Origin of the sequence: Massilia sp. LjRoot122 (genome assembly GCF_964252725.1) — a bacterium.
Classification (GTDB): domain Bacteria; phylum Pseudomonadota; class Gammaproteobacteria; order Burkholderiales; family Burkholderiaceae_D; genus Telluria.
The window spans coordinates 729636-748767 of sequence record NZ_CAXUPB020000001.1 but is presented as its reverse complement, the minus strand read 5'-3'; the positions used below and the strand labels follow the sequence as shown (position 1 = coordinate 748767).

The 19132-nt window shown below is 66.2% G+C and carries 12 protein-coding genes; 8 read left to right on the top strand and 4 right to left on the bottom strand.

Features of this window, described 5'->3' with window-relative positions:
- Window positions 1-36: 36 nt before the first annotated feature.
- The 6 genes from aroQ (at window position 37) to ACSQ25_RS03275 (ending at window position 5777) form a co-directional block, all read left to right on the top strand.
- Window positions 37-474, top strand: a complete 438-nt coding sequence (gene aroQ, locus ACSQ25_RS03300) for a type II 3-dehydroquinate dehydratase (protein WP_436104291.1) — start codon at window positions 37-39, stop codon at window positions 472-474.
- A gap of 91 nt (window positions 475-565) precedes the next feature.
- Window positions 566-1033, top strand: a complete 468-nt coding sequence (gene accB / locus ACSQ25_RS03295) for an acetyl-CoA carboxylase biotin carboxyl carrier protein (RefSeq protein ID WP_436104290.1) — start codon at window positions 566-568, stop codon at window positions 1031-1033.
- Window positions 1034-1237: 204 nt separating this feature from the next.
- Window positions 1238-2638: an acetyl-CoA carboxylase biotin carboxylase subunit gene (accC, locus tag ACSQ25_RS03290; RefSeq protein WP_436104289.1), complete on the top strand. Its 1401-nt coding sequence runs from the start codon at window positions 1238-1240 to the stop codon at window positions 2636-2638.
- On the top strand, window positions 2635-3591 hold the full coding sequence (prmA, locus tag ACSQ25_RS03285; protein ID WP_436104288.1) for a 50S ribosomal protein L11 methyltransferase: 957 nt from the start codon (window positions 2635-2637) through the stop codon (window positions 3589-3591). Before accC ends, prmA begins: the two co-directional genes overlap by 4 nt.
- Before the next feature lie 14 nt (window positions 3592-3605).
- Window positions 3606-4817: a DUF3426 domain-containing protein gene (locus ACSQ25_RS03280; RefSeq protein ID WP_436104287.1), complete on the top strand. Its 1212-nt coding sequence runs from the start codon at window positions 3606-3608 to the stop codon at window positions 4815-4817.
- Window positions 4818-4835: 18 nt separating this feature from the next.
- Entirely contained in the window at window positions 4836-5777 is a 942-nt protein-coding gene (locus ACSQ25_RS03275) for a carbohydrate kinase family protein (RefSeq protein WP_436104286.1), read from the top strand.
- A gap of 62 nt (window positions 5778-5839) precedes the next feature.
- Here ACSQ25_RS03275 and ACSQ25_RS03270 read toward each other — a convergent pair whose 3' ends face one another.
- The 3 genes from ACSQ25_RS03270 to ACSQ25_RS03260 form a co-directional block, all read right to left on the bottom strand.
- The gene (locus tag ACSQ25_RS03270; protein WP_436104285.1) at window positions 5840-6367 is read right to left on the bottom strand and encodes a YggT family protein; all 528 of its coding nucleotides are present in this window, start codon (window positions 6365-6367) and stop codon (window positions 5840-5842) included.
- An 87-nt stretch (window positions 6368-6454) separates the two neighbouring features.
- On the bottom strand, window positions 6455-7717 hold the full coding sequence (locus tag ACSQ25_RS03265; RefSeq protein ID WP_436104284.1) for a transcriptional regulator: 1263 nt from the start codon (window positions 7715-7717) through the stop codon (window positions 6455-6457).
- A gap of 495 nt (window positions 7718-8212) precedes the next feature.
- Window positions 8213-9112 (bottom strand): LysR family transcriptional regulator, encoded by a 900-nt coding sequence (locus ACSQ25_RS03260; protein WP_436104283.1) that lies wholly within the window; start codon window positions 9110-9112, stop codon window positions 8213-8215.
- Between the two features lie 135 nt (window positions 9113-9247).
- Between ACSQ25_RS03260 and ACSQ25_RS03255 the strand changes: the two genes are divergently transcribed.
- Window positions 9248-9679 (top strand): DoxX family protein, encoded by a 432-nt coding sequence (locus ACSQ25_RS03255; RefSeq protein WP_436104282.1) that lies wholly within the window; start codon window positions 9248-9250, stop codon window positions 9677-9679.
- A gap of 9 nt (window positions 9680-9688) precedes the next feature.
- On the opposite strand, the gene ACSQ25_RS03250 is transcribed toward ACSQ25_RS03255, so the two are convergent.
- The gene (locus tag ACSQ25_RS03250) at window positions 9689-11335 is read right to left on the bottom strand and encodes a glycosyltransferase family 4 protein (protein WP_436104281.1); all 1647 of its coding nucleotides are present in this window, start codon (window positions 11333-11335) and stop codon (window positions 9689-9691) included.
- Window positions 11336-11604: 269 nt separating this feature from the next.
- Between ACSQ25_RS03250 and ACSQ25_RS03245 the strand changes: the two genes are divergently transcribed.
- Window positions 11605-19122, top strand: a complete 7518-nt coding sequence (locus tag ACSQ25_RS03245) for a Calx-beta domain-containing protein (RefSeq protein ID WP_436104280.1) — start codon at window positions 11605-11607, stop codon at window positions 19120-19122.
- Window positions 19123-19132: the final 10 nt, after the last annotated feature.

The following is a 19132-nucleotide window of genomic DNA, read 5'->3' as shown; positions in this document are numbered from 1 at the left end:
ACAATGCCTTCCTTTCGGGCGTTCAGACTCTTCAACATGGCGAAAAAGCTACTGCTGCTTAATGGCCCCAACCTCAATTTATTGGGGACCAGGGAGCCGGCGGTGTACGGCGCGACGACGCTGGCCGACATCGAGCAGGCAGCACAGGCACAGGCGGCAAGCGCGGGCGCAAGCCTCGACTGCTTCCAGAGCAACCATGAAGGAGCCCTGATCGACCGCATCCACGCCGCGCGCGGCGAAGGCGTGGAGGCGATCGTCATCAATCCGGGCGGCCTGACCCATACCAGCGTGGCCCTGCGCGATGCGCTTGCTGCGGTGGCAATCCCGTTCGTGGAGGTGCACATCTCGAATGTCCATGCCCGCGAACCCTTCCGGCACCACTCGTACTTGTCTGCAATTGCGCAAGGCGTAATTTGCGGCCTGGGTCCGGACGGATACCGGTTTGCCATCGACTTTGCGCTTAAATCGCGTTAATCTACGTCAACTTCATGTATCAGCGGCCGCAGGCTTACCCAGCATCGCGTTGCCAGCTCTCTTAAAAACGAATAATTCCAAGGGGTTTCACATGGATCTCAGAAAACTCAAGACTTTGATCGACCTGGTCGCCGAATCGGACATCGCTGAACTCGAAGTGACCGAAGGCGAAAGCAAGGTCCGCATCGTCAAGTCGTCCGCGAACCCGCAAGGCCAGATGATGATGATGCCGCAGCAGGCCGTGCAGCACTACGCCGCCCCTGCCCAGCACGCAGCCGCGCCGGCACCGGCAGCTCCGGCCGCCCCGGCCGCCGTCGAGCATACCGGCCACGTCGTCAAGTCGCCGATGGTCGGCACCTTCTACCGTTCCTCGGCCCCGGGCGCAGCCGCCTTCGTCGAAGTCGGCCAGAGCATCAAGCAGGGCGATACCCTGTGCATCATCGAAGCGATGAAGCTCCTGAACGAGATCGATGCCGACGTCGCCGGCACGGTCACCAAGATCCTCGTGGAAAACGGCCAGCCGGTCGAATTTGGCCAGCCCCTGTTCGTGATCGGCTAAGATCGCCTAACAATTCCCCATGGCGGCGTTGCATCGTCTCGCCGTACTAGCGTACTGTCTTCGACGATGCGCCTTGCCCTGGGGTCTTGTTAGACGATCTAAATATTTGGCCCCGGCGGCGTCCTGCCGCCAGCCCATTCATGTCGTGTCCGGCGCCCTGTCAACAAGAGAGGCGCCGGTTTTCACAGAAACACCGAACCTACCATGTTTGAAAAAATCCTCATCGCCAACCGTGGTGAAATCGCGCTGCGTATCCAGCGCGCCTGCCGCGAGCTGGGCATCAAGACGGTCGTCGTTCACTCCGAGGCCGACAAGGACGCCAAGTACGTGAAGCTGGCGGACGAATCCGTCTGCATCGGCCCGGCCCAGTCGGCGCTCAGCTACCTGAACATGCCGGCAATTATCAGCGCCGCCGAAGTGACGGACGCCGAGGCTATCCACCCTGGCTATGGCTTCCTGTCGGAGAACGCCGACTTCGCCGAGCGCGTCGAGAAATCGGGCTTCGTCTTCATCGGTCCGCGCTCCGACTCGATCCGCCTGATGGGCGACAAGGTCTCGGCCAAGCAGGCGATGATCAGGGCCGGCGTGCCCTGCGTGCCGGGTTCGGACGGCGCCCTGCCGGACGATCCGAAGGAAATCGTGCAGACCGCGCGCAAGATCGGCTACCCGGTCATCATCAAGGCCGCCGGCGGCGGCGGTGGCCGCGGCATGCGCGTGGTGCATACCGAAGCGGCACTGCTGAACGCGGTGCAGATGACCAAGACCGAGGCCGGCACCGCCTTCGGCAATCCGGAAGTCTATATGGAGAAGTACCTGGAGAATCCGCGCCACGTGGAGATCCAGATCCTCGCCGACGAGCACAAGAACGCCGTCTGGCTGGGCGAGCGCGACTGCTCGATGCAGCGCCGCCACCAGAAGGTCATCGAAGAAGCGCCAGCGCCGGGCATCCCGCGCAAGCTGATCGAGAAGATCGGCGACCGCTGCGCCGAAGCCTGCCGCAAGATCGGCTACCGCGGCGCGGGCACCTTCGAATTCCTGTACGAGAACGGCGAGTTCTACTTCATCGAGATGAACACCCGCGTGCAGGTGGAACACCCGGTCACCGAGATGATCACCGGGATCGACATCGTGCAGGAACAGATCCGCATCGCCTGCGGCGAGAAGCTGCGCTTCCGCCAGCGCGACATCATGCTGTCGGGCCACTCGATCGAGTGCCGCATCAATGCCGAAGACCCGTTCAAGTTCACGCCTTCCCCGGGCCGCATCACCGGCTGGCACCCGCCGGGCGGTCCCGGCATCCGTGTCGATTCGCACTCGTATGCAGGATATTATGTTCCACCTCATTACGACTCGATGATCGGCAAGGTAATTTCCTATGGTGCGACGCGCGAGCAGGCAATTCGCCGCATGCAAATCGCGCTCTCGGAAATGGTGGTTGAAGGTATCCTCACCAATATCCCGCTGCACCGTGAGCTGATGGTCGACGCCCGCTTCATCGAGGGCGGCACCAACATCCACTACCTGGAGCAGAAGCTGGCCGCCAAGCCGGACCTGCCGAAGGAAACGGGCATCGGCGCCAAATCGGAAGCCAAGGTAGACGCATGAGCTGGACGGAAGTCGTCATCGAAGTAGCGCGTGACCACGCGGAGGCCCTGTCGGACGCCCTGATGGAAGCGGGCGCCCTGTCGGTCTCCGTGGAAGACGCGGACGAAGGCACGGACGCGGAAAAGCCGCTGTTCGGCGAACCGGGCATGGAGCCCACCGAAGCCGCCTGGGACCATTCGCGCGTGGTGGCGCTCACCGACACCGACGCCGACCAGTTCGCGATCGTCCAGGAAGCCGCCAACGCCATCAAATTGCCGGTCGTGCCCTCGTTCACCACCCGCGCGGTGGAAGACGCCGACTGGGTGCGCCTGACCCAGTCGCAGTTCGAGCCCATCCACATCGGCAAGAACATCTGGGTCGTGCCAAGCTGGCACGAAGCACCGGACCCGAATGGCCTGATCCTCGAACTCGATCCGGGCCTGGCTTTCGGTACCGGCAGCCACCCGACCACCCGCCTCTGCATGGAATGGCTGGAAGCGCATCCCGCGCCGGGCAAGTCGGTGCTCGACTACGGCTGCGGCTCGGGCATCCTGGCGATGGTCGCCAAGAAGCTCGGTGCCCTCGATGTGGCCGGGGTCGACATCGACCCGCAGGCGATCGAATCGGCGCGCGCCAATGCCGAGCGCAATAACTGCGCGATCGACTTCTACGTGCCGGACGAGCTGCCCACGACGCCGAACGAGCGTCATGCCAAGGGCCAGTTCGACATCGTCGTTGCCAACATCCTGTCGAGCCCATTGAAGCTGATGGCGCCGATGCTGTCCGGCCGCGTAGCGCCGGGCGGTTCGCTGATCCTGTCGGGCGTGCTGGCGCGCCAGGCCGAGGAAGTGGCCGAAGCCTACGCAGCTTTCATCAAGCTGGGCGTCTGGGCCGAGCAGGACGGCTGGGTCGCCCTTCACGGGACGCTCGGCCAGGACACCGCACCCGCGCCGCGCTCCGCCATCACTGGCTAAGGGACAAACCAGGCATGGCGCTCGCCACACAATGCCCCCACTGCGGCACCATGTTCCGCGTCGCCGCGGACCAGCTGAAGCTGCGGGGGGGCATCGTCCGTTGCGGCGCCTGCACCCAGGTATTTGACGGCAGCGCCGCACTGGTCGACCTGGCCGTTGCGGCGCCTGGCGCTCCCGCTGTTCCCGCTGCTCCCCTGCCGGTTCCCGAGCCGGAAGCGCCTGCCGCTCCCGCCCAGGATACGGAAGAAGATCCCATCTACACCCTCGAGTTCGACCGCACCTTCGCGCCCTTCGGCATCCTGCCGCAGGTGAGCAGCGACGACGTCATGGTGGCCGAGCCGGAACCTGAGCCTGAGCCCGAGCCGGTACCCGAACCGGAACAAACCACTCCTGCGGACGACCTGGAAGTTGACGAAGCGCTGGTCGCCGCCCCGGCCCCGGACCACGTCGACGAGCCGGAGGAAGCTGCGCCCGCGCCCGCGCCGGCTGCACCGGCTGCGCCGCCCGCCAGGACCGCAGCCTCCGCGCCGCCGCTGCTGCTGCGCGAATCCGGACCGGCCACCGTCACCATGCCGCTGCCGCCCAGCGCGCCGCCGCTTGCGCCGCGCACGCCGCGCACCAAGGCTGCGGAAGCGCGCGCCGCGCGCCGTTCCAAGCTGACACCCACGAAAATCGAGCCGCCCAAGCTGCGCGTGCCGGAGCCCGACGAGCCGGAATTCGTGCGGCGCGGGCGCCAGCGCGAACGCTCGGGCAAGGCGCTGCGCATCGCCATGGCCGTCGGCAGCCTGCTGCTGCTGCTCGTGCTGGGCGCGCAGCTCCTGCGCAGCTTCAGCAGTGCGCTGGCGGCGCGTTACCCGGACATGCGGCCCTCGCTGGTCACCGTCTGCGCCACGCTGGGCTGCCAGGTCGAGCTGCCGGCCCGGATCGAGAAGCTGGTGATCGACACCGGCGAACTGACCACGCTCGGCGGCAACGCCTATACCTTCAGCACGCAGCTGCGCAACCAGGGCGATTCGGCCCTGGCCTGGCCGAGCATCGAACTGACGCTCTCGGACGCCGACGACAAGCCGCTGGTGCGGCGCGTGTTCGGCCCGCGCGACTATCTGCCGGCCGGCCCCTTGCTGGCTGCCGGCTTCGGCGCGCACGCCGAGCAGCCCGTCAAGCTGCACTTCCGCGTCGAGGAACCGGCGCCGTCCGGTTACCATATCGCGGTGTTCTATCCCTAATCTCCCTGAAAGCATCTCATGACTAAAACCGCCCTGATCTGCGGATCGATTGCCTTCGACAAGATCATGCAGTACCACGGCCGCTTCGCCGAGACCCTGCTGGCCGACCAGCTGCACCGCGTGAACGTCTCCTTCCTGGTGCCGACCATGCGCCTCGAGTACGGCGGCTGCGCGGTGAACATCGCCTACAACCTCAAGCTGCTCGGCGGCGAGCCGCTGGTCATGGGCACCATCGGCCAGGATGGCGGCGACTACCTCGAGCGCATGAAGAAACAGGGCATCGAGACCCGCGCGATCCGCAGCATTCCCGACGCCTACACCGCGCAATGCTTCGTCACCGCGGACCAGGACAACAACCAGATCAACGCCTTCCACCCGGGCGCGATGCAGTACTCGCACGAGAACAAGGTATCCGACCAGGGACAGCTGCGGGTGGCGATCATCTCGCCGGACGGCCGCGACGGCATGATCAAGCACGCCGCCGACTGCGCCGCACAAGGGATCCCGTTCATGTTCGACCCGGGCCAGCAGCTGCCGATGTTCTCGGGCGAAGAGCTGATCCGCTTCATCGACCAGGCCAGCTACCTGGCGTGCAACGACTATGAATTCGAAGTGGTGATGGACCGCACCGGCCTGAGCCTGGCGGACATCGCCGCGCGCCTGGACGCGCTGGTGGTCACGCGCGGCGGCGAAGGCTCGGACATCTACGCGGGCGGCGAGCACTATCGCATCCCGGCGGTGAAGGCCGAGGAAATCGTCGACCCGACCGGCTGCGGCGACGCCTACCGCGCCGGCCTGCTGTACGGGATCACCAATGGCTTCGACTGGCCGACCACCGGCCGCATCGCCAGCCTGATCGGCGCGATCAAGATCGGCAGCATCGGCGGACAGAACCACAGCTTCACGCCGGAAGAGATCGAACAGAAGTTTGAAGCGGCATTCGGCTACCGCTTCCGCTGAACGCCGGCGCTGCAAAAAAAAATGGGTCCCCGCGGGGACCCATTTTTTATTGTCGTATCTGCTCAGCCGTAAAACACCTGGCGCAACACGAACTGGATAATCTGGATCAGCACCAGCGCCACCAGCACCGATAAATCGACCCCGCCGATCGGCGGCACCACGCGCCGGATCGGCCGCAGGATCGGCGTATTCAGCGCATGCACGAAGGGCGCCAGCGGCGCATTCGGGTTCACCCAGCTGAAGATCGCGTCGATGATCAGGAGCGCCATGAAGCCGTACAGGATCCAGCTCAGGAAGCGGAACAGCGCGTGCCGCAGCACCATCTCCGCATCCGCTCCCGCCACCAGCAGCAGAGAGCTGGCCAGCAGCACCACCACGAAGGCGCCGATCAGGCTGGCCCAGTCGTAGCCTCCCATGCCCGGCACCAGGCGCCGCAGGGGCAGCACCAGCCAGTCGGTCAGGGTGAAGGTGAACTGTCCGATCTGCTGCGGCGGACGCACGCGGGTCGCCTGCATCCAGAAACGCAGCAGGAGCAGCGCGCCCAGCAAAGTGGCAGCGGTATCGACGATAAACTGGAGAATAGACAGCACGAAGGCTCCTCAAAAAAAAACCGCTGTGTGAACGATCACACAGCGGTATTTTGCCTGAACCAGGCAAGACTCGCTATCGAGCCTGGATTACGGACGGCTGCTGGTCGGGAACGGCCATGCGGCTGCCGGCGACAGCGTGGTCTTTGCTGCCGGAGCAGGCGCTGCTGCCTTGCTGTCCGATTTCGCTTCCGGCTTCGCTTCGGCTTTCGATTCCGATTTGGTATCGGCCTTGGTGTCGGCCTTGGTATCGGCTTTCACTTCCGGTTTTGCTTCAGCTTTGGCTTCCGGTTTCGCTTCCGCCTTCATTTCCGGCTTGGCTTCGGCTTTTGCGGCCGGCTTTGCAGCAGGCTTGGCAGCGGCCGATTTGGTAGCGGTTTTAGCGGGAGCGGCCGCTTTTGCCGGAGTAGTGACTTTTTTTTCGGCCGATTTTGCCGGAGCTGCGGCTTTCGCCGGAGCTGCAGCTTTCTTTGCAGCCGATTTAGCCGGTGCAGCGGCTTTAGCCGGAGCAGCAGCTTTAGCCGGTGCAGCAGCTTTCTTTGCAGCAGGTTTAGCGGCGGTTTTGGTCGCGGTCGCTTTCTTTGCTGCCGGCTTTGCAGCCGATTTGGTAGCGGTCGATTTGGTCGCAGCGGTTTTGGTCGCGGCGGCTTTCTTGGCTACTGGCTTAGCGGCGGCTTTCTTTGCTGCCGGCTTTGCTGCGGCTTTCTTGGCTGCTGGCTTTGCAGCGGCTTTCTTTGCTGCCGGCTTGGCTGCTGGTTTAGCTGCTGCTTTCTTTGCTGCCGGCTTGGCTGCCGATTTGGTGGCGGCCTTGGCTGCCGGTTTAGCGGCGGCTTTCTTTGCTGCCGGTTTAGCAGCGGCCTTCTTTGCTGCCGGTTTAGCGGCTGCCTTCTTTGCTGCCGGCTTAGCAGCGGCTTTCTTTGCTGCTGGCTTGGCTGCCGACTTGGTGGGGGCTTTTGCTGCCGGTTTTGCAGCTGCTTTTTTGGCGGCCGGCTTTGCTGCCGGTTTAGCAGCAGCTTTCTTTGCAGCAGGCTTTGCTGCCGGCTTAGCAGCGGCTTTCTTTGCTGCTGGCTTGGCTGCTGGCTTTGCAGCGGCTTTCTTTGCTGCTGGCTTCGCTGCCGGCTTGGCAGCTGCTTTCTTCGCTGCTGGCTTTGCTGCGGCCTTGGTAGCGGTGGTCTTGGTCGCTGCAGCTTTCTTCGCTGCCGGCTTTGCAGCAGGCTTGGCCGCGGCCTTGGCTGCCGGTTTAGCGGCTGCCTTGGTGGCGGTGGTCTTTGCTGCCGGTTTCGCGGCGGCGGCTTTCTTAGCAGCTGGTTTCTCGGCTGCAGCTTTTGCTGCTGGTTTCTTAGCGGTTGCCATTTTGATTCTCCTTCATCTGCGATGAGAAATACGCTCAAGGTTTAAAACCCGCCCCACCCGGTTTGGCGGGCGAATTATTCATCGGCCCACACCGCCTGGCGATTTGGGCCAATGAATCCGGCACCGGCTGAACTGCTGCAACTCCTCACAATTGCAGCGCTTCAGCCAACGTCGACAGGTAACCGACTCAATGCGTTTTCACATCGCTACCCTTGCGGGCGCGAAAAGAAAAAGCCGCCATGCCTGATCACGGTCAGGCAGTGCGGCTTGTTCTTTTCGCTTCGCTTACGTGCATACTGATTGAATCAGTGTCCCTATTATTCGATCGATTACTGCCCGGATGGACGCGACAATATCACATGTTCACGTTTTGACAAATTCAAACACGTAAAGTACACGAAAACTTTGTGAGCGCGCAACCCGAACACCTCAAATTGAATCAGCTTTTGCGCATTCAAACATGCGATTGCGCATTCGTCCGCGAACCAGCGCAGCTTATCGCAGCGAATCGCATTTCAACTGATCGACAAACCATCTTCCCGCCGGTCCCGGCGGCTGGTCTTTCAGCCAGATCGCGTGCATTGAAAATGCCGTTCCCAACAATGGATGCGCCTTGAGCCGGAGCCGTACCAGCGACCCATCCGCGATATCTCCTTCCACCATATGCAGCGGCATGCTGCCCCAGCCGAGTCCCGCGCGCAGGAATGCGTGCTTGGCGCCGAGATCGGCGAGCCGCCATACCTGCGGCGACATCACGCCGAATTCGCGGCCCGCGGTCAGCGCGGAACGGTCGGTGAGCACCAGCTGCACATGCTTGGACAGCTCGACACGCGAAACAGTGCCTTTGATTTTTGCGAGCGGATGTCCGGGAGCGGCGACGGTGATCGAGGGGACCGCGGTCAGATAGTCGGATGCGCAGCCCTGCGGAATGTCGGGCAGGGAACCGATCACCGCAATGCGGCACTGGCCATCGAGCAGCGGCTGCACCACCGCACCGAGCGCCTCGACGTACAGGCGCAGCGGCGTGCTTGGAAACGTGCGGTGGAAGGCCTGCACGGCCTCGGTCAGGGTCGCGATCGGGAACATCACGTCGACCGCGACCGCGAGTTCGGGCTCGAGTCCTTCGGCGAGCGTGCGCGCCCGCGCCTTGAAGGCGTCCATGCCGCCAACGGCGTCGCGCGCCTGTTCGAGCAGCGCGCGTCCCGCTTCGGTGAGCTGCGGATAGCGTGCGCTGCGGTCGAACAGCGCGAAGCCGACCTGCAGCTCCAGGTTGGCCAGCGTGTGGCTCACGACGGACTGCGCGCGCCGCAGCTTGCGCCCCGCTGCGGAGAAGCTGCCTTCGTCGGCCGCGGCGATGAAGGTGCGCAGCTGGTCCATGGTCAGGGCGTCGAGCATCCATCTCCTCCTTCGATAGGTGACATCGAATTATATAGGCTTCCTCGATCGATCATGCTTGCCTAAGATGACTTCATCGCAGCGAAAAACGTTGCGCTGACCAACCATACCGATCATCTACGAAAAGGAGCTGTCATGAACACCACCGCCACCCAAGCTGCAAATCAATCCGCAGTGCCGGCCATCGGCCGCGTGCTGCTCGCCGCGATCTTCATCTTCAGCGGTCTCGGCAAGGCGCTGGCGCCGGCCGGCACCATCGGCTACATCGAATCGGTGGGACTGCCGTTCGCGACGCTCGGCCTGATCGCCGCGGTGGCGATCGAACTGGGCGGCGGCGTGATGCTGGCGCTGGGGGTCAAGACGCGCCTGGTGGCCGCCGCGCTGGCAGCTTTCTCGGTGGTGACCGCGCTGGTGTTCCATAACGCGCTCGGCGACCAGAACCAGCTGATCCACTTCATGAAGAACATCGCGATGGCCGGCGGCCTGCTGCAGGTGGTGGCCTTCGGCGCCGGTGCCTATAGCGTGGATGCGCTGGGTGCGCGCAAGTCGACGCTGCGCGCAGCGTAAGCAGTCTCCCTAGTCGACGACCCTGAGCAAGTCCATCTTGCACAGCCAGGCCAGCCCGCGCAGCAGCGTCGGGCGGTCGCAGGGCCCCAGGGTATCGATCAGTTCCTCCACCTCCACCGGCCGCGGCCCGATCGCACCGAACAGCTGGCCGAAATCCTCGAGCGTCGGCAGCGAAGCCGACGCGAAACGGTTGATCGCCAGCTCCCGGTAGTGATTGACCAGCGCCAGCGAGGCATCCGGCGCCAGCTCCACCAGCGAGGCCGCCGTAATGGGACGCGTCGGGTAGCTGGCGAACAGCCGGAAGGGATCGGGACGGTCCGGCGCGCGCGAAGGCAGCGGCGGCGCCAGTAGCGGATCAGCGCGGCGGCGTTCGGCCAGCTCGTCCCACAGCGCGCGGTAACGCCGCAGGATCACGCTCCAGTCGAATTCCATCTGCGCCCGCCGGCGCGCCTCTTCCCCCATCCTGCGCCGCAGATCGGCGTCGCGCACCAGGCGGCCATAGGCCTGCGCCAGCAGCGCGCCGTCCAGCGCCACCGCCTGGCTGGTGTGGCCGCAATACATGTCGAAGCTGTCCACCCCGTCGTCGTAGCGCAGCGCCAGGTCGAGTCCCGCGCCCGGTCCCGGCATCAGGGTCGGGATGCGGTAGCCGTCGACGCCGTCGCGCACCGTGTCGCGGTAGCCGTTCCAGTCCGACACCACGCAGGGCAGCCCGGCCGCCATCGCCTCCAGCGGGGTCAGGCCGAAGGTCTCCTGCACGTTGTCGGCCAGCGAAGTGAAGACGTCGGCGGCGGCCCAGGCATCGAGCTGGTTGGCGGGCGCGCGACCATCGAGTTCGACCAGTCGCACCGAAGGGCACAGCAGCGCGGCCGCCTCGCGGAAAGCGGCTTCGATCGCCTCGCCCCCATACCAGCCCGCGATCACCAGGTGCACGCGCCGCCCGCCCTTCTCCGCACGCTCCAGCGCGCTGAACATCTGCTGCGGATGCGACTTGGCATGCACCGACAGCCGGCCCAGGTAGAGGAAGGCGACATCGTCGGCGCCGATGCCGAGGCGCGCCCTGGCCTCCTGGCGCCGCGCCGCATCCGGCTGCAGGTCGGCGCAGTGCACGCCGAGCGGAATCAGTGGCAGCTGCGGCAATTCGAAGCGCTGCGCCGCGAGCCGGCTGCGCAGGTAGTCGGCCTGCTCCTCGACCAGCACGCGCAGGCTGTCGCGCACGACGCGCGAGGTGCAGATGATGGCGTCCCAGCCGCGCACCGGCGCCACCAGCAGGTTGGTCACCATGCTCATCATCTCGTGCGAGGCGATCGCATGGGTGATGCCGCACAGGCTGTAGCGGTGCTCGCCCGCCGCCAGCCTGCGCCAGGCCAGCCGCTCGATGCCGGGCCCGGGGTGGACCAGGCAGCCGAAGCGCTCGAGCCGCTGCGGCGCCGAGGGTGGCACCCAGGCCACTTCCCCGCCAAAGCCCTGGGCGCGCAGGGCGGCCGCGCAGGCGTCGGCATGCGAGCGCTCGGCGGCGAAGCAGCCGAGCTCGCGCCAGCCATCGTGGCGGGCAATCGCCTGCAGCAGGCCGACACCGGCCGACTGGCGGCCCATCAGCTTCTGGCCGGCCACGGAATAGGATTCGGGGATGTAGTGCAGGGCGAAGGTGTCGGGCATGCGCTCTCCTGTGGCGGGTCATGGCCATGATAACGGCGCCACCGCAGGCACGGCGCGAGCCTGCCCCGGTCCAGTTCAGCCTCAGTTTTGTCAATTTGTCGCCTATGCGCAACGAAACATTGGCAAAAATTCATGTAAGACTACTCCTACAAGAAACAATCATTGCTGAGTAGAATTTGGGATCGCTACACTGCTGGTATTCGGCTTCACCACTTCCCCGCCGCACCCTTTCCTGTCTTCCGACGCCACCATTTCTGCTGAGGTCCATTTTGGCCACGACCACCGTTTCCGTCTCCTTCTCCAATGGTTTTCTCGGTAACTCGACCGGCCAGAATGAATCCTCCGCGTCGACCTACCTGACCGCGCTGGGGTGGTCGAACTTCCAGTTCCAGCAGGCGACCGACACCGGCAGGTTCGGCGGCAGCCAGGGCAATGATCTGTCGGGGACGATCCTGATCACGGACGCGCGGGGCGTGCAGCACGCCATCGACGGCGTGATCAACTGGCGTGCGCCGAGCGGCAACGTGAGCACGATCGTGTTCTATGCCACCGGAACCGCCAACCATACCCTGGCCGTCAGTGGCGGCGGGACCAAGACCATCGACCCCAACACTGAACTCAATGGCGATCCGCACAACTACATCGGCCTGACCTTCAACGGACAGACGCTCGCGATCAATGGCGGCAAGGTGAACGGCAACGCCGCCACCAACGGCCTGCTCGACGCCCTCAACACCTACCTCGATAACCAGCCGCAGTTGTCGGTCAGCGACGTGACCGTGAATGAAGGCGCGGGCACGGCGACGGTGACGGTTTCACTCAGCAAGACCACCTCGGACACCGTCACCGTCAAGTACGCGACCCAGAACGGCACGGCCAGCGCCGGCGCCGACTACAGCGCGGCCAGCGGCACCATCAGCTTCGCGCCAAACGAGACCAGCAAGACGATCACCGTCCCCCTGGTCGACAACGCGAGCGTGGACGGCCTGCGCAGCCTGAACGTCGTCCTCAGCGACAGCAGGCTCGCGGCGATCGTGGACAACACCGCGGTCGTGACGATCAACGACAACGACAGCGCACCGGTCACGCCGCCCGCCGCGCCGACCGTGACGGCAGTAAAGGCCGAAGACGCCGCACACACTGGCGCGACGCCGGCCGACAGCGAGGCCGTCGAAGGCGGCTCCCTGGTCTACACCGTCACCCTGAGCGGCAGCGCCGGCGGCGAGTTCGCGCTGGCCCTGGGCGGCAGCACGACGGATACCGACCGCGGCGCCATCGCCTTCAGCAACGGCGTGGCCTGGAAGAACGGCAGCGCGGCCAGCGGGACGATCGTCGTCCCGGCCGGCATCGGCAGCTTCCAGGTGACGCTGCCGAGCGTCGACGATGCCCTGATCGAAAGTACCGAAACGGCCGTGCTCACGGTGGGCGGCAAGGCCGCCACCGGCAGCATCGCCGACAACGACAGCCAGTCGGTCAGCACGGTCGTGGCGCTGGACAGCAGCGTCACTGAAGGCGCCGCGCTGCGCTACGCGGTCACCCTGAATGCCGCCAGCCCCTACCCGGTGGAACACCTGCTGGCAGTGTCGGGCACCACGGGCGCGGCCGAGCTCGGTGCCTTCGTGTTCAGCGATGGCGTCACCTGGAAGAACAACGACCCGCAGAGCGGCGTCGTGGTGGTGCCGGCCAACGTGGCCGGTTTCACGGTCACCGTGCCGACCATCGACGACAGCCTGATCGAAAGCGCTGAAAACCTGGTGCTGACCGTGGGCGGCATGTCCGCCACCGGCAGCATCGTCGACAACGACAGCCAGTCGGTCAGCACGGTCGTGGCGCTGGACAACAGCGTCACCGAAGGCGCCGCGCTGCGGTACACGGTCACCCTGAATGCCGCCAGCCCCTACCCGGTGGAGCACCTGCTGGCAGTGTCGGGCACCACGGGCGCGGCCGAGCTCGGTGCCTTCGTGTTCACCGATGGCGTCACCTGGAAGAACAACGACCCGCAGAGCGGCGTCGTGGTGGTGCCGGCCAACGTGGCCCGTTTCACGGTCACCGTGCCGACCATCGACGACAGCCTGATCGAAAGCGCCGAAAGCCTGGTGCTGACCGTGGGCGGCATGTCCGCCACCGGCAGCATCGCCGACAACGACAGCCAGTCCGTCAGCACGGTCGTGGCACTGGACAGCAGCGTCACCGAAGGCGCTGCGCTGCGCTACGCGGTCACCCTGAATGCCGCCAGCCCGGCGCCGACCGAGTACGCCGTGAGCTTCGGCGGCACGGCCGTCAGCACCGACCGCGGCGCGCTCGCCTTCAGCGACGGCGTGACCTGGAAAAACGGCGACGCAAGCACCGGCATCATCGTGGTGCCGGCCGGCCTGACGTCCTTCCAGGCCACTCTCGCGACGATTGACGACACCCTGATCGAACACCCGGAAACCGTCGATCTGACGGTCGGCGGCGTGACCGCCACCGGCGGCATCGCCGACAACGATGTCCAGTCGGTCAGCACGGTCGTGGCGCTGGACGGCAGCGTCACCGAAGGTGCCGCGCTGCGCTACACGGTCGCCCTGAATGCCGCCAGCCCCTACCCGGTGGAGCACCTGCTGGCAGTGTCGGGCACTGCGGGCGCGGCCGACCTCGGTGCCTTCGTGTTCAGCGATGGCGTCACCTGGAAAAACAACGACCCGCAGAGCGGTATCTTGGTGGTGCCGGCCAACGTTGCCGGTTTCACGGTCACCGTGCCAACCATCGACGACAGCCTGATCGAAAGCGCCGAAAGCCTGGTGCTGAGCGTGGGCGGCAAGGCCGCCACCGGCAGCATCGCCGACAACGACAGCCAGTCGGTCAGCACGGTCGTGGCGCTGGACAGCAGCGTCACCGAAGGCGCCGCGCTGCGCTACGCGGTCACCCTGAATGCCGCCAGCCCGGCGCCGACCGAGTACGCCGTGAGCTTCGGCGGCACGGCCGCCAGCACCGACCGCGGCGCGCTCGCCTTCAGCGATGGCGTGACCTGGAAAAACGGCGACGCAAACACCGGCATCATCGTGGTGCCGGCCGGCCTGACGTCCTTCCAGGCCACTCTCGCGACGACCGACGACACCCTGATCGAGCAGCTGGAAACCGTCGACCTGACGGTGGGCGGCGTGAGCGCCACCGGCAGCATCGCCGACAACGACAGCCAGTCGGTCAGCACGGTCGTGGCGCTGGACAGCAGCGTCACCGAAGGCGCCGCGCTGCGCTACGCGGTCACCCTGAATGCCGCCAGCCCGGCGCCGACCGAGTACGCCGTGAGCTTCGGCGGCACGGCCGCCAGCGCCGACCGCGGCGCGCTCGCCTTCAGCGATGGCGTGACCTGGAAAAACGGCGACGCAAACACCGGCATCATCGTGGTGCCGGCCGGCCTGACGTCCTTCCAGGCCACTCTCGCGACGATCGACGACACCCTGATCGAACACCCGGAAACCGTCGAGCTGACGGTGGGCGGCGTGACCGCCACCGGCGGCATCCTCGACAACGACAGCCAGGCTGTCGCCGGCGTGCTGGCTGAAGACGCCGCCCACGCAGGTGCGAATCCCGTCGATTCCGCCGTGGTCGAAGGCGCTTCCCTGCTGTACACGGTGGCGCTGAGCGCCGCCAGTCCCTACCCGGTCGAACACCTGCTGGCGGTGTCGGGCACTGCGGATGCGGCCGATCTCGGCAGCTTCGTGTTCAGCGACGGCGTCGCCTGGAAAAACAACAACCCGCAGAGCGGCATCGTGGTGGTGCCGGCCCGCGTGGCCGGCTTCACGGTCACCGTGCCGACCGTCGACGACAGCCTGATCGAAAGCGCCGAAAGCCTGGTGCTGAGCGTGGGCGGCAAGGCCGCCACCGGCACCATCAGCGACAACGACAGCCAGTCGGTCACGCGCGTGCTGGTGGAAGACGCCGCGCACAGCGGCGCAGCCCCGGTCGACGCGAGCGTGGTGGAAGGCGCTTCCTTGCTGGTGACGGTGGCGCTCAGCATCGCCAGCCCGAATCCGACCGAACACACGTTCACCGTGTCGGGCAACGCCGGCGCCGCTGATCTGGGCAGCTTCGTGTTCAGCGACGGCGTCACCTGGAAAAACAACAACCCGCAGGGCGGCATCGTGGTGGTGCCGGCCAACGTGGCCGGTTTCAAGGTCACCGTGCCGACCATCGATGACAGCCTGATCGAAAGCGCCGAAAGCCTGGTGCTGACCGTCGGCGGCATCGCCGCCACCGGTACCATCAGCGACAACGACAGCCAGGCGGTGACCAGCGTGCTGGCCGAGGACGCGGCCCGCACCGGCGCGTCGCCGGTCGATTCCACCGTCGAGGAAGGCGCGGCGCTGCTGTACACGGTGGCCCTGAATGCCGCCAGCCCGGTCGCCGTCGAGCACGCGCTTGCCGTCTCCGGCACGGCGAGCGGCGCCGACCGCGGAAGCTTCGTATTCAGCAACGGCGTCAGCTGGAAGAACAACGATCCGCAGAGCGGCATCGTGGTGGTGCCGGCCAATGTTGCTTCGTTCACGGTCGGCGTCGCCACGATCGACGACGGCACCGTCGAGAGCGCGGAAAGCCTGGTCCTGACGATCGGCGGCGTCGCCGCCACCGGCACCATCGCGGACAACGACCGCGTCAGCATCGCCTCGGTGCTGGCCGAAGACGCCGCCCAGGCCGGCGCGCTGCCGGTGGACAACGCCGTCATCGAAGGCGGCACCCTGCAGTACACGGTGGCGCTGAGCGCACGCGCCGTGACCGCGGAAGAATTCCTGCTCGGCCTCGGCGGCACCGCCGGCGGCCTCGACCACGGCGCGCTGTCCTTCAGCGCCGGCGCAAGCTGGAAGAACAACGATCCTGCCACCGGCATCGTGGTGGTCGCGGCCGGCGTCGAGAGCTTCCGCATCAGCGTCGCCACGACCGACGACCTGGCGGTCGAACTGGCCGAGTCGCTGACCATCACCGTGGGCGGCGTGACCGGCACGGGCACCATCACCGACAACGACGCCGTCAGTGTGGCGAGCGTGATCGCGGAAGACGCGGCCCAGGTCGGCCTGAGTCCGGTCGACAGCACGGTCGGCGAAGGCGGGATCCTGCGCTACACGGTTCACCTGAGCAGCGCGGGAGTGGTCCCGGGCGAGTTCCAGCTCGCCTTCGGCGGCAGCGCCGGCGCGGCCGACATCATCGGCATCGTGTTCAGCGACGGCGTGGACTGGAAAAATGGCGATGCCGGCACCGGCATCATCGTCGTACCGCCGGGCATCGGCAGTTTCAAGATCACGGTCGGTACGGGCGACGACAGCCTCATCGAACTGTCCGAATCGCTGGTGGCGACGGTGGGCGGCGTGGCCGCGACCGGCACCATCGTCGACAACGACAGCCAGAGCGTGACGTCCCTGAAAGCCGAGGACGCGGCGAATCCGGGCGCGCTGCCGGTCGACAGCAGCGTCGAGGAAGGCGCCGCCCTGGTCTTCACCGCCACGCTCAACGGCGCCAGCCCGAGCGCCACCGAATACGCGCTGGCGCTGGGCGGCAGCGCCAGCGCGGCCGACCTCGGGGCGATCTCCTTCGGCCAGGGCGTACGCTGGAAGAACGATGACCCGGCGAGCGGCAGCATCGTCGTCGCGGCCGGCGTGAGCAGCTTCACGGTCACGCTCCGGACCAATGACGACAGCCTGGTCGAGGCCACCGAATCGGCGCTGCTGAGCATCGGCGGCACCGGCGCCACCGGCACCATCACCGACAACGACAGCCTCGCGGTCACGTCGGTGCTGGCCGAGGATGCCGCGAACCTGGGACAAAACCCGCACGATTCGATCGTCACCGAGGGCGGCACGCTGCGCTACACCGTCACGCTGAACGCCGTGGCCCCAAGACCGGCCGAGTTCGCGCTCGCGCTGGGCGGCACCGCATCGAATCCGGACCTCGGCGCGCTCGCCTTCAGCGACGGCGTGAGCTGGAAGAACATGGATCCGGCCTCCGGCATCGTCGTGATCCCGGCGGGCGTCGGCAGTTTCAGCGTGACCCTGCCGACCGTGGACGACGACAGCGTCGAGTCGTCCGAAAGCGCGGTGCTCATCGTGAACGGCGTGCGCGCCACCGGCACCTTGTTCGACAACGACTACCTGCCGGTGCCTCCGCCGGTGGTGCCGGTGGAGCCGGTACCGCCGGTGGTGCCGCCGGTCGTGCCGCCCGCCCCGGTCCTGGAAACCGGCCTCGATCCGGCCAGCGACGACGGCGCCAGCAACCAGGACACGGTGACCAGCGTACGCACGCCCGAGTTCACGCTGCAGGGCAGCCAGCTGGCCGCCGGCGGCAGCGTGCGCCTGCTGTCGCCGGAAGGCCTGGTGGTCGGCACCAGCGCCATCACGGAAGCGGATGCCCTGGCCGGCAAGGTCAACGTGGGTCCAGGCCCGCTGGACGACGGCGTGTACACGTACACGGCCCAGGTGATGGACGCCAGCGGCAAAGTCGTCGCGTCCGCACCGGTCACCGTCACCGTGGTCACCGACCTCGATGGCGTGATGCCCTCGATCGAGCTGGCGGCCCATGGCGGCGACTTCAACCACGACGGCATCCTCGACTGGAACCAGCACTCGGTCGCACACATGCCGCTGCGTTCGCTCGCCGATTTCGCGCTCGGCAAGAACGCCCCGGTGGCTGCCTTCGGCGCCATCATGGCGGGCAGCCTCGGCACCGCAGCGGGCGGCGTCCAGCTGACCCAGGGCGCCCAGCTCAAGGAACTGAGCCTGACCGACCTGCCGTCGGCCCTGCCGCAGGAATTCCGCGCGGCCTCGCCGGTGTTCAACTTCACCATCGGCGCCGAAGCCGACGTGCCCACCCTGCCGGACCTCGACCCCTCGCGTGCCGGTCTGCAGACCCGTGTCGTGATCGACCTCGGCGCCAACGGCGCGGTGTCGAACGACTTCATGAAGTTCGACCGCGCCAGCCAGAGCTGGTACAGCTTCCTCGACGACCAGAACCTGGCGACCTTCGACGATGGCGCCACCCTGGTGGACCTGAACAATGACGGCCGCATCGACCGCATCGTGCTGACCCTGACCGACGGCGCCAAAGGCGACGACGACGGCGTGGCCGACGGCAAGATCGTCGACCCGGGCCTGCTGGCCTTCGACACGACGCCGCCGAACCAGGTGTACAGCATCCGCCTGAACAGCGGCGAGACCTACTACACCGCCGACATCGGCGACGCGCAGGTGAAAAGCAGCGGCACCGGCAACGTGTTCCTGGGCGTGGCCTTCGACTCGCTGGCCGGTGCCCCGGACGCGAAACACGTCTCGGCCTTCTACCAGCCGTTCACGAACGACATGAGCTTCGCGATCGACGGCCAGGACCTGCCCTACGCCTGCTACGAAGTGATGGCGGGGAGTTCCGGCTTCTTCGCGGCCGCTGCCGGCAAAGCGGCGGTCGACATCCATCTCTACCAGAACGGTCTCGGCCTGACGGAGCTGGTGTCGCAGGCCCAGGCGCGCGAACTCGGCCTGGCCGCGCAGGGCTATGCCGATCGTGGCGCCCAATTCAGCGTCAATATGGATAATGCCTTCACATTCGACGCCGAAGGCTACCTGATCGCGAACCAGGAAAACACCGCGGTCCAGGCGCTGGTGAAGCAGCTGGCCGGCATGTACGCGTCCACCAGCGCGGCGGGCTTCATCGAAGCGGTCGAGCAAAATTATTTCGAACAAATCAAACTGGTCGGTGTCGCCCATGGCGCCAGCGCGAGTGCCGCGGACCTGAATGCGGTATTCGGCACCGGCTTTGGAAGTTAAGGAGAACCGG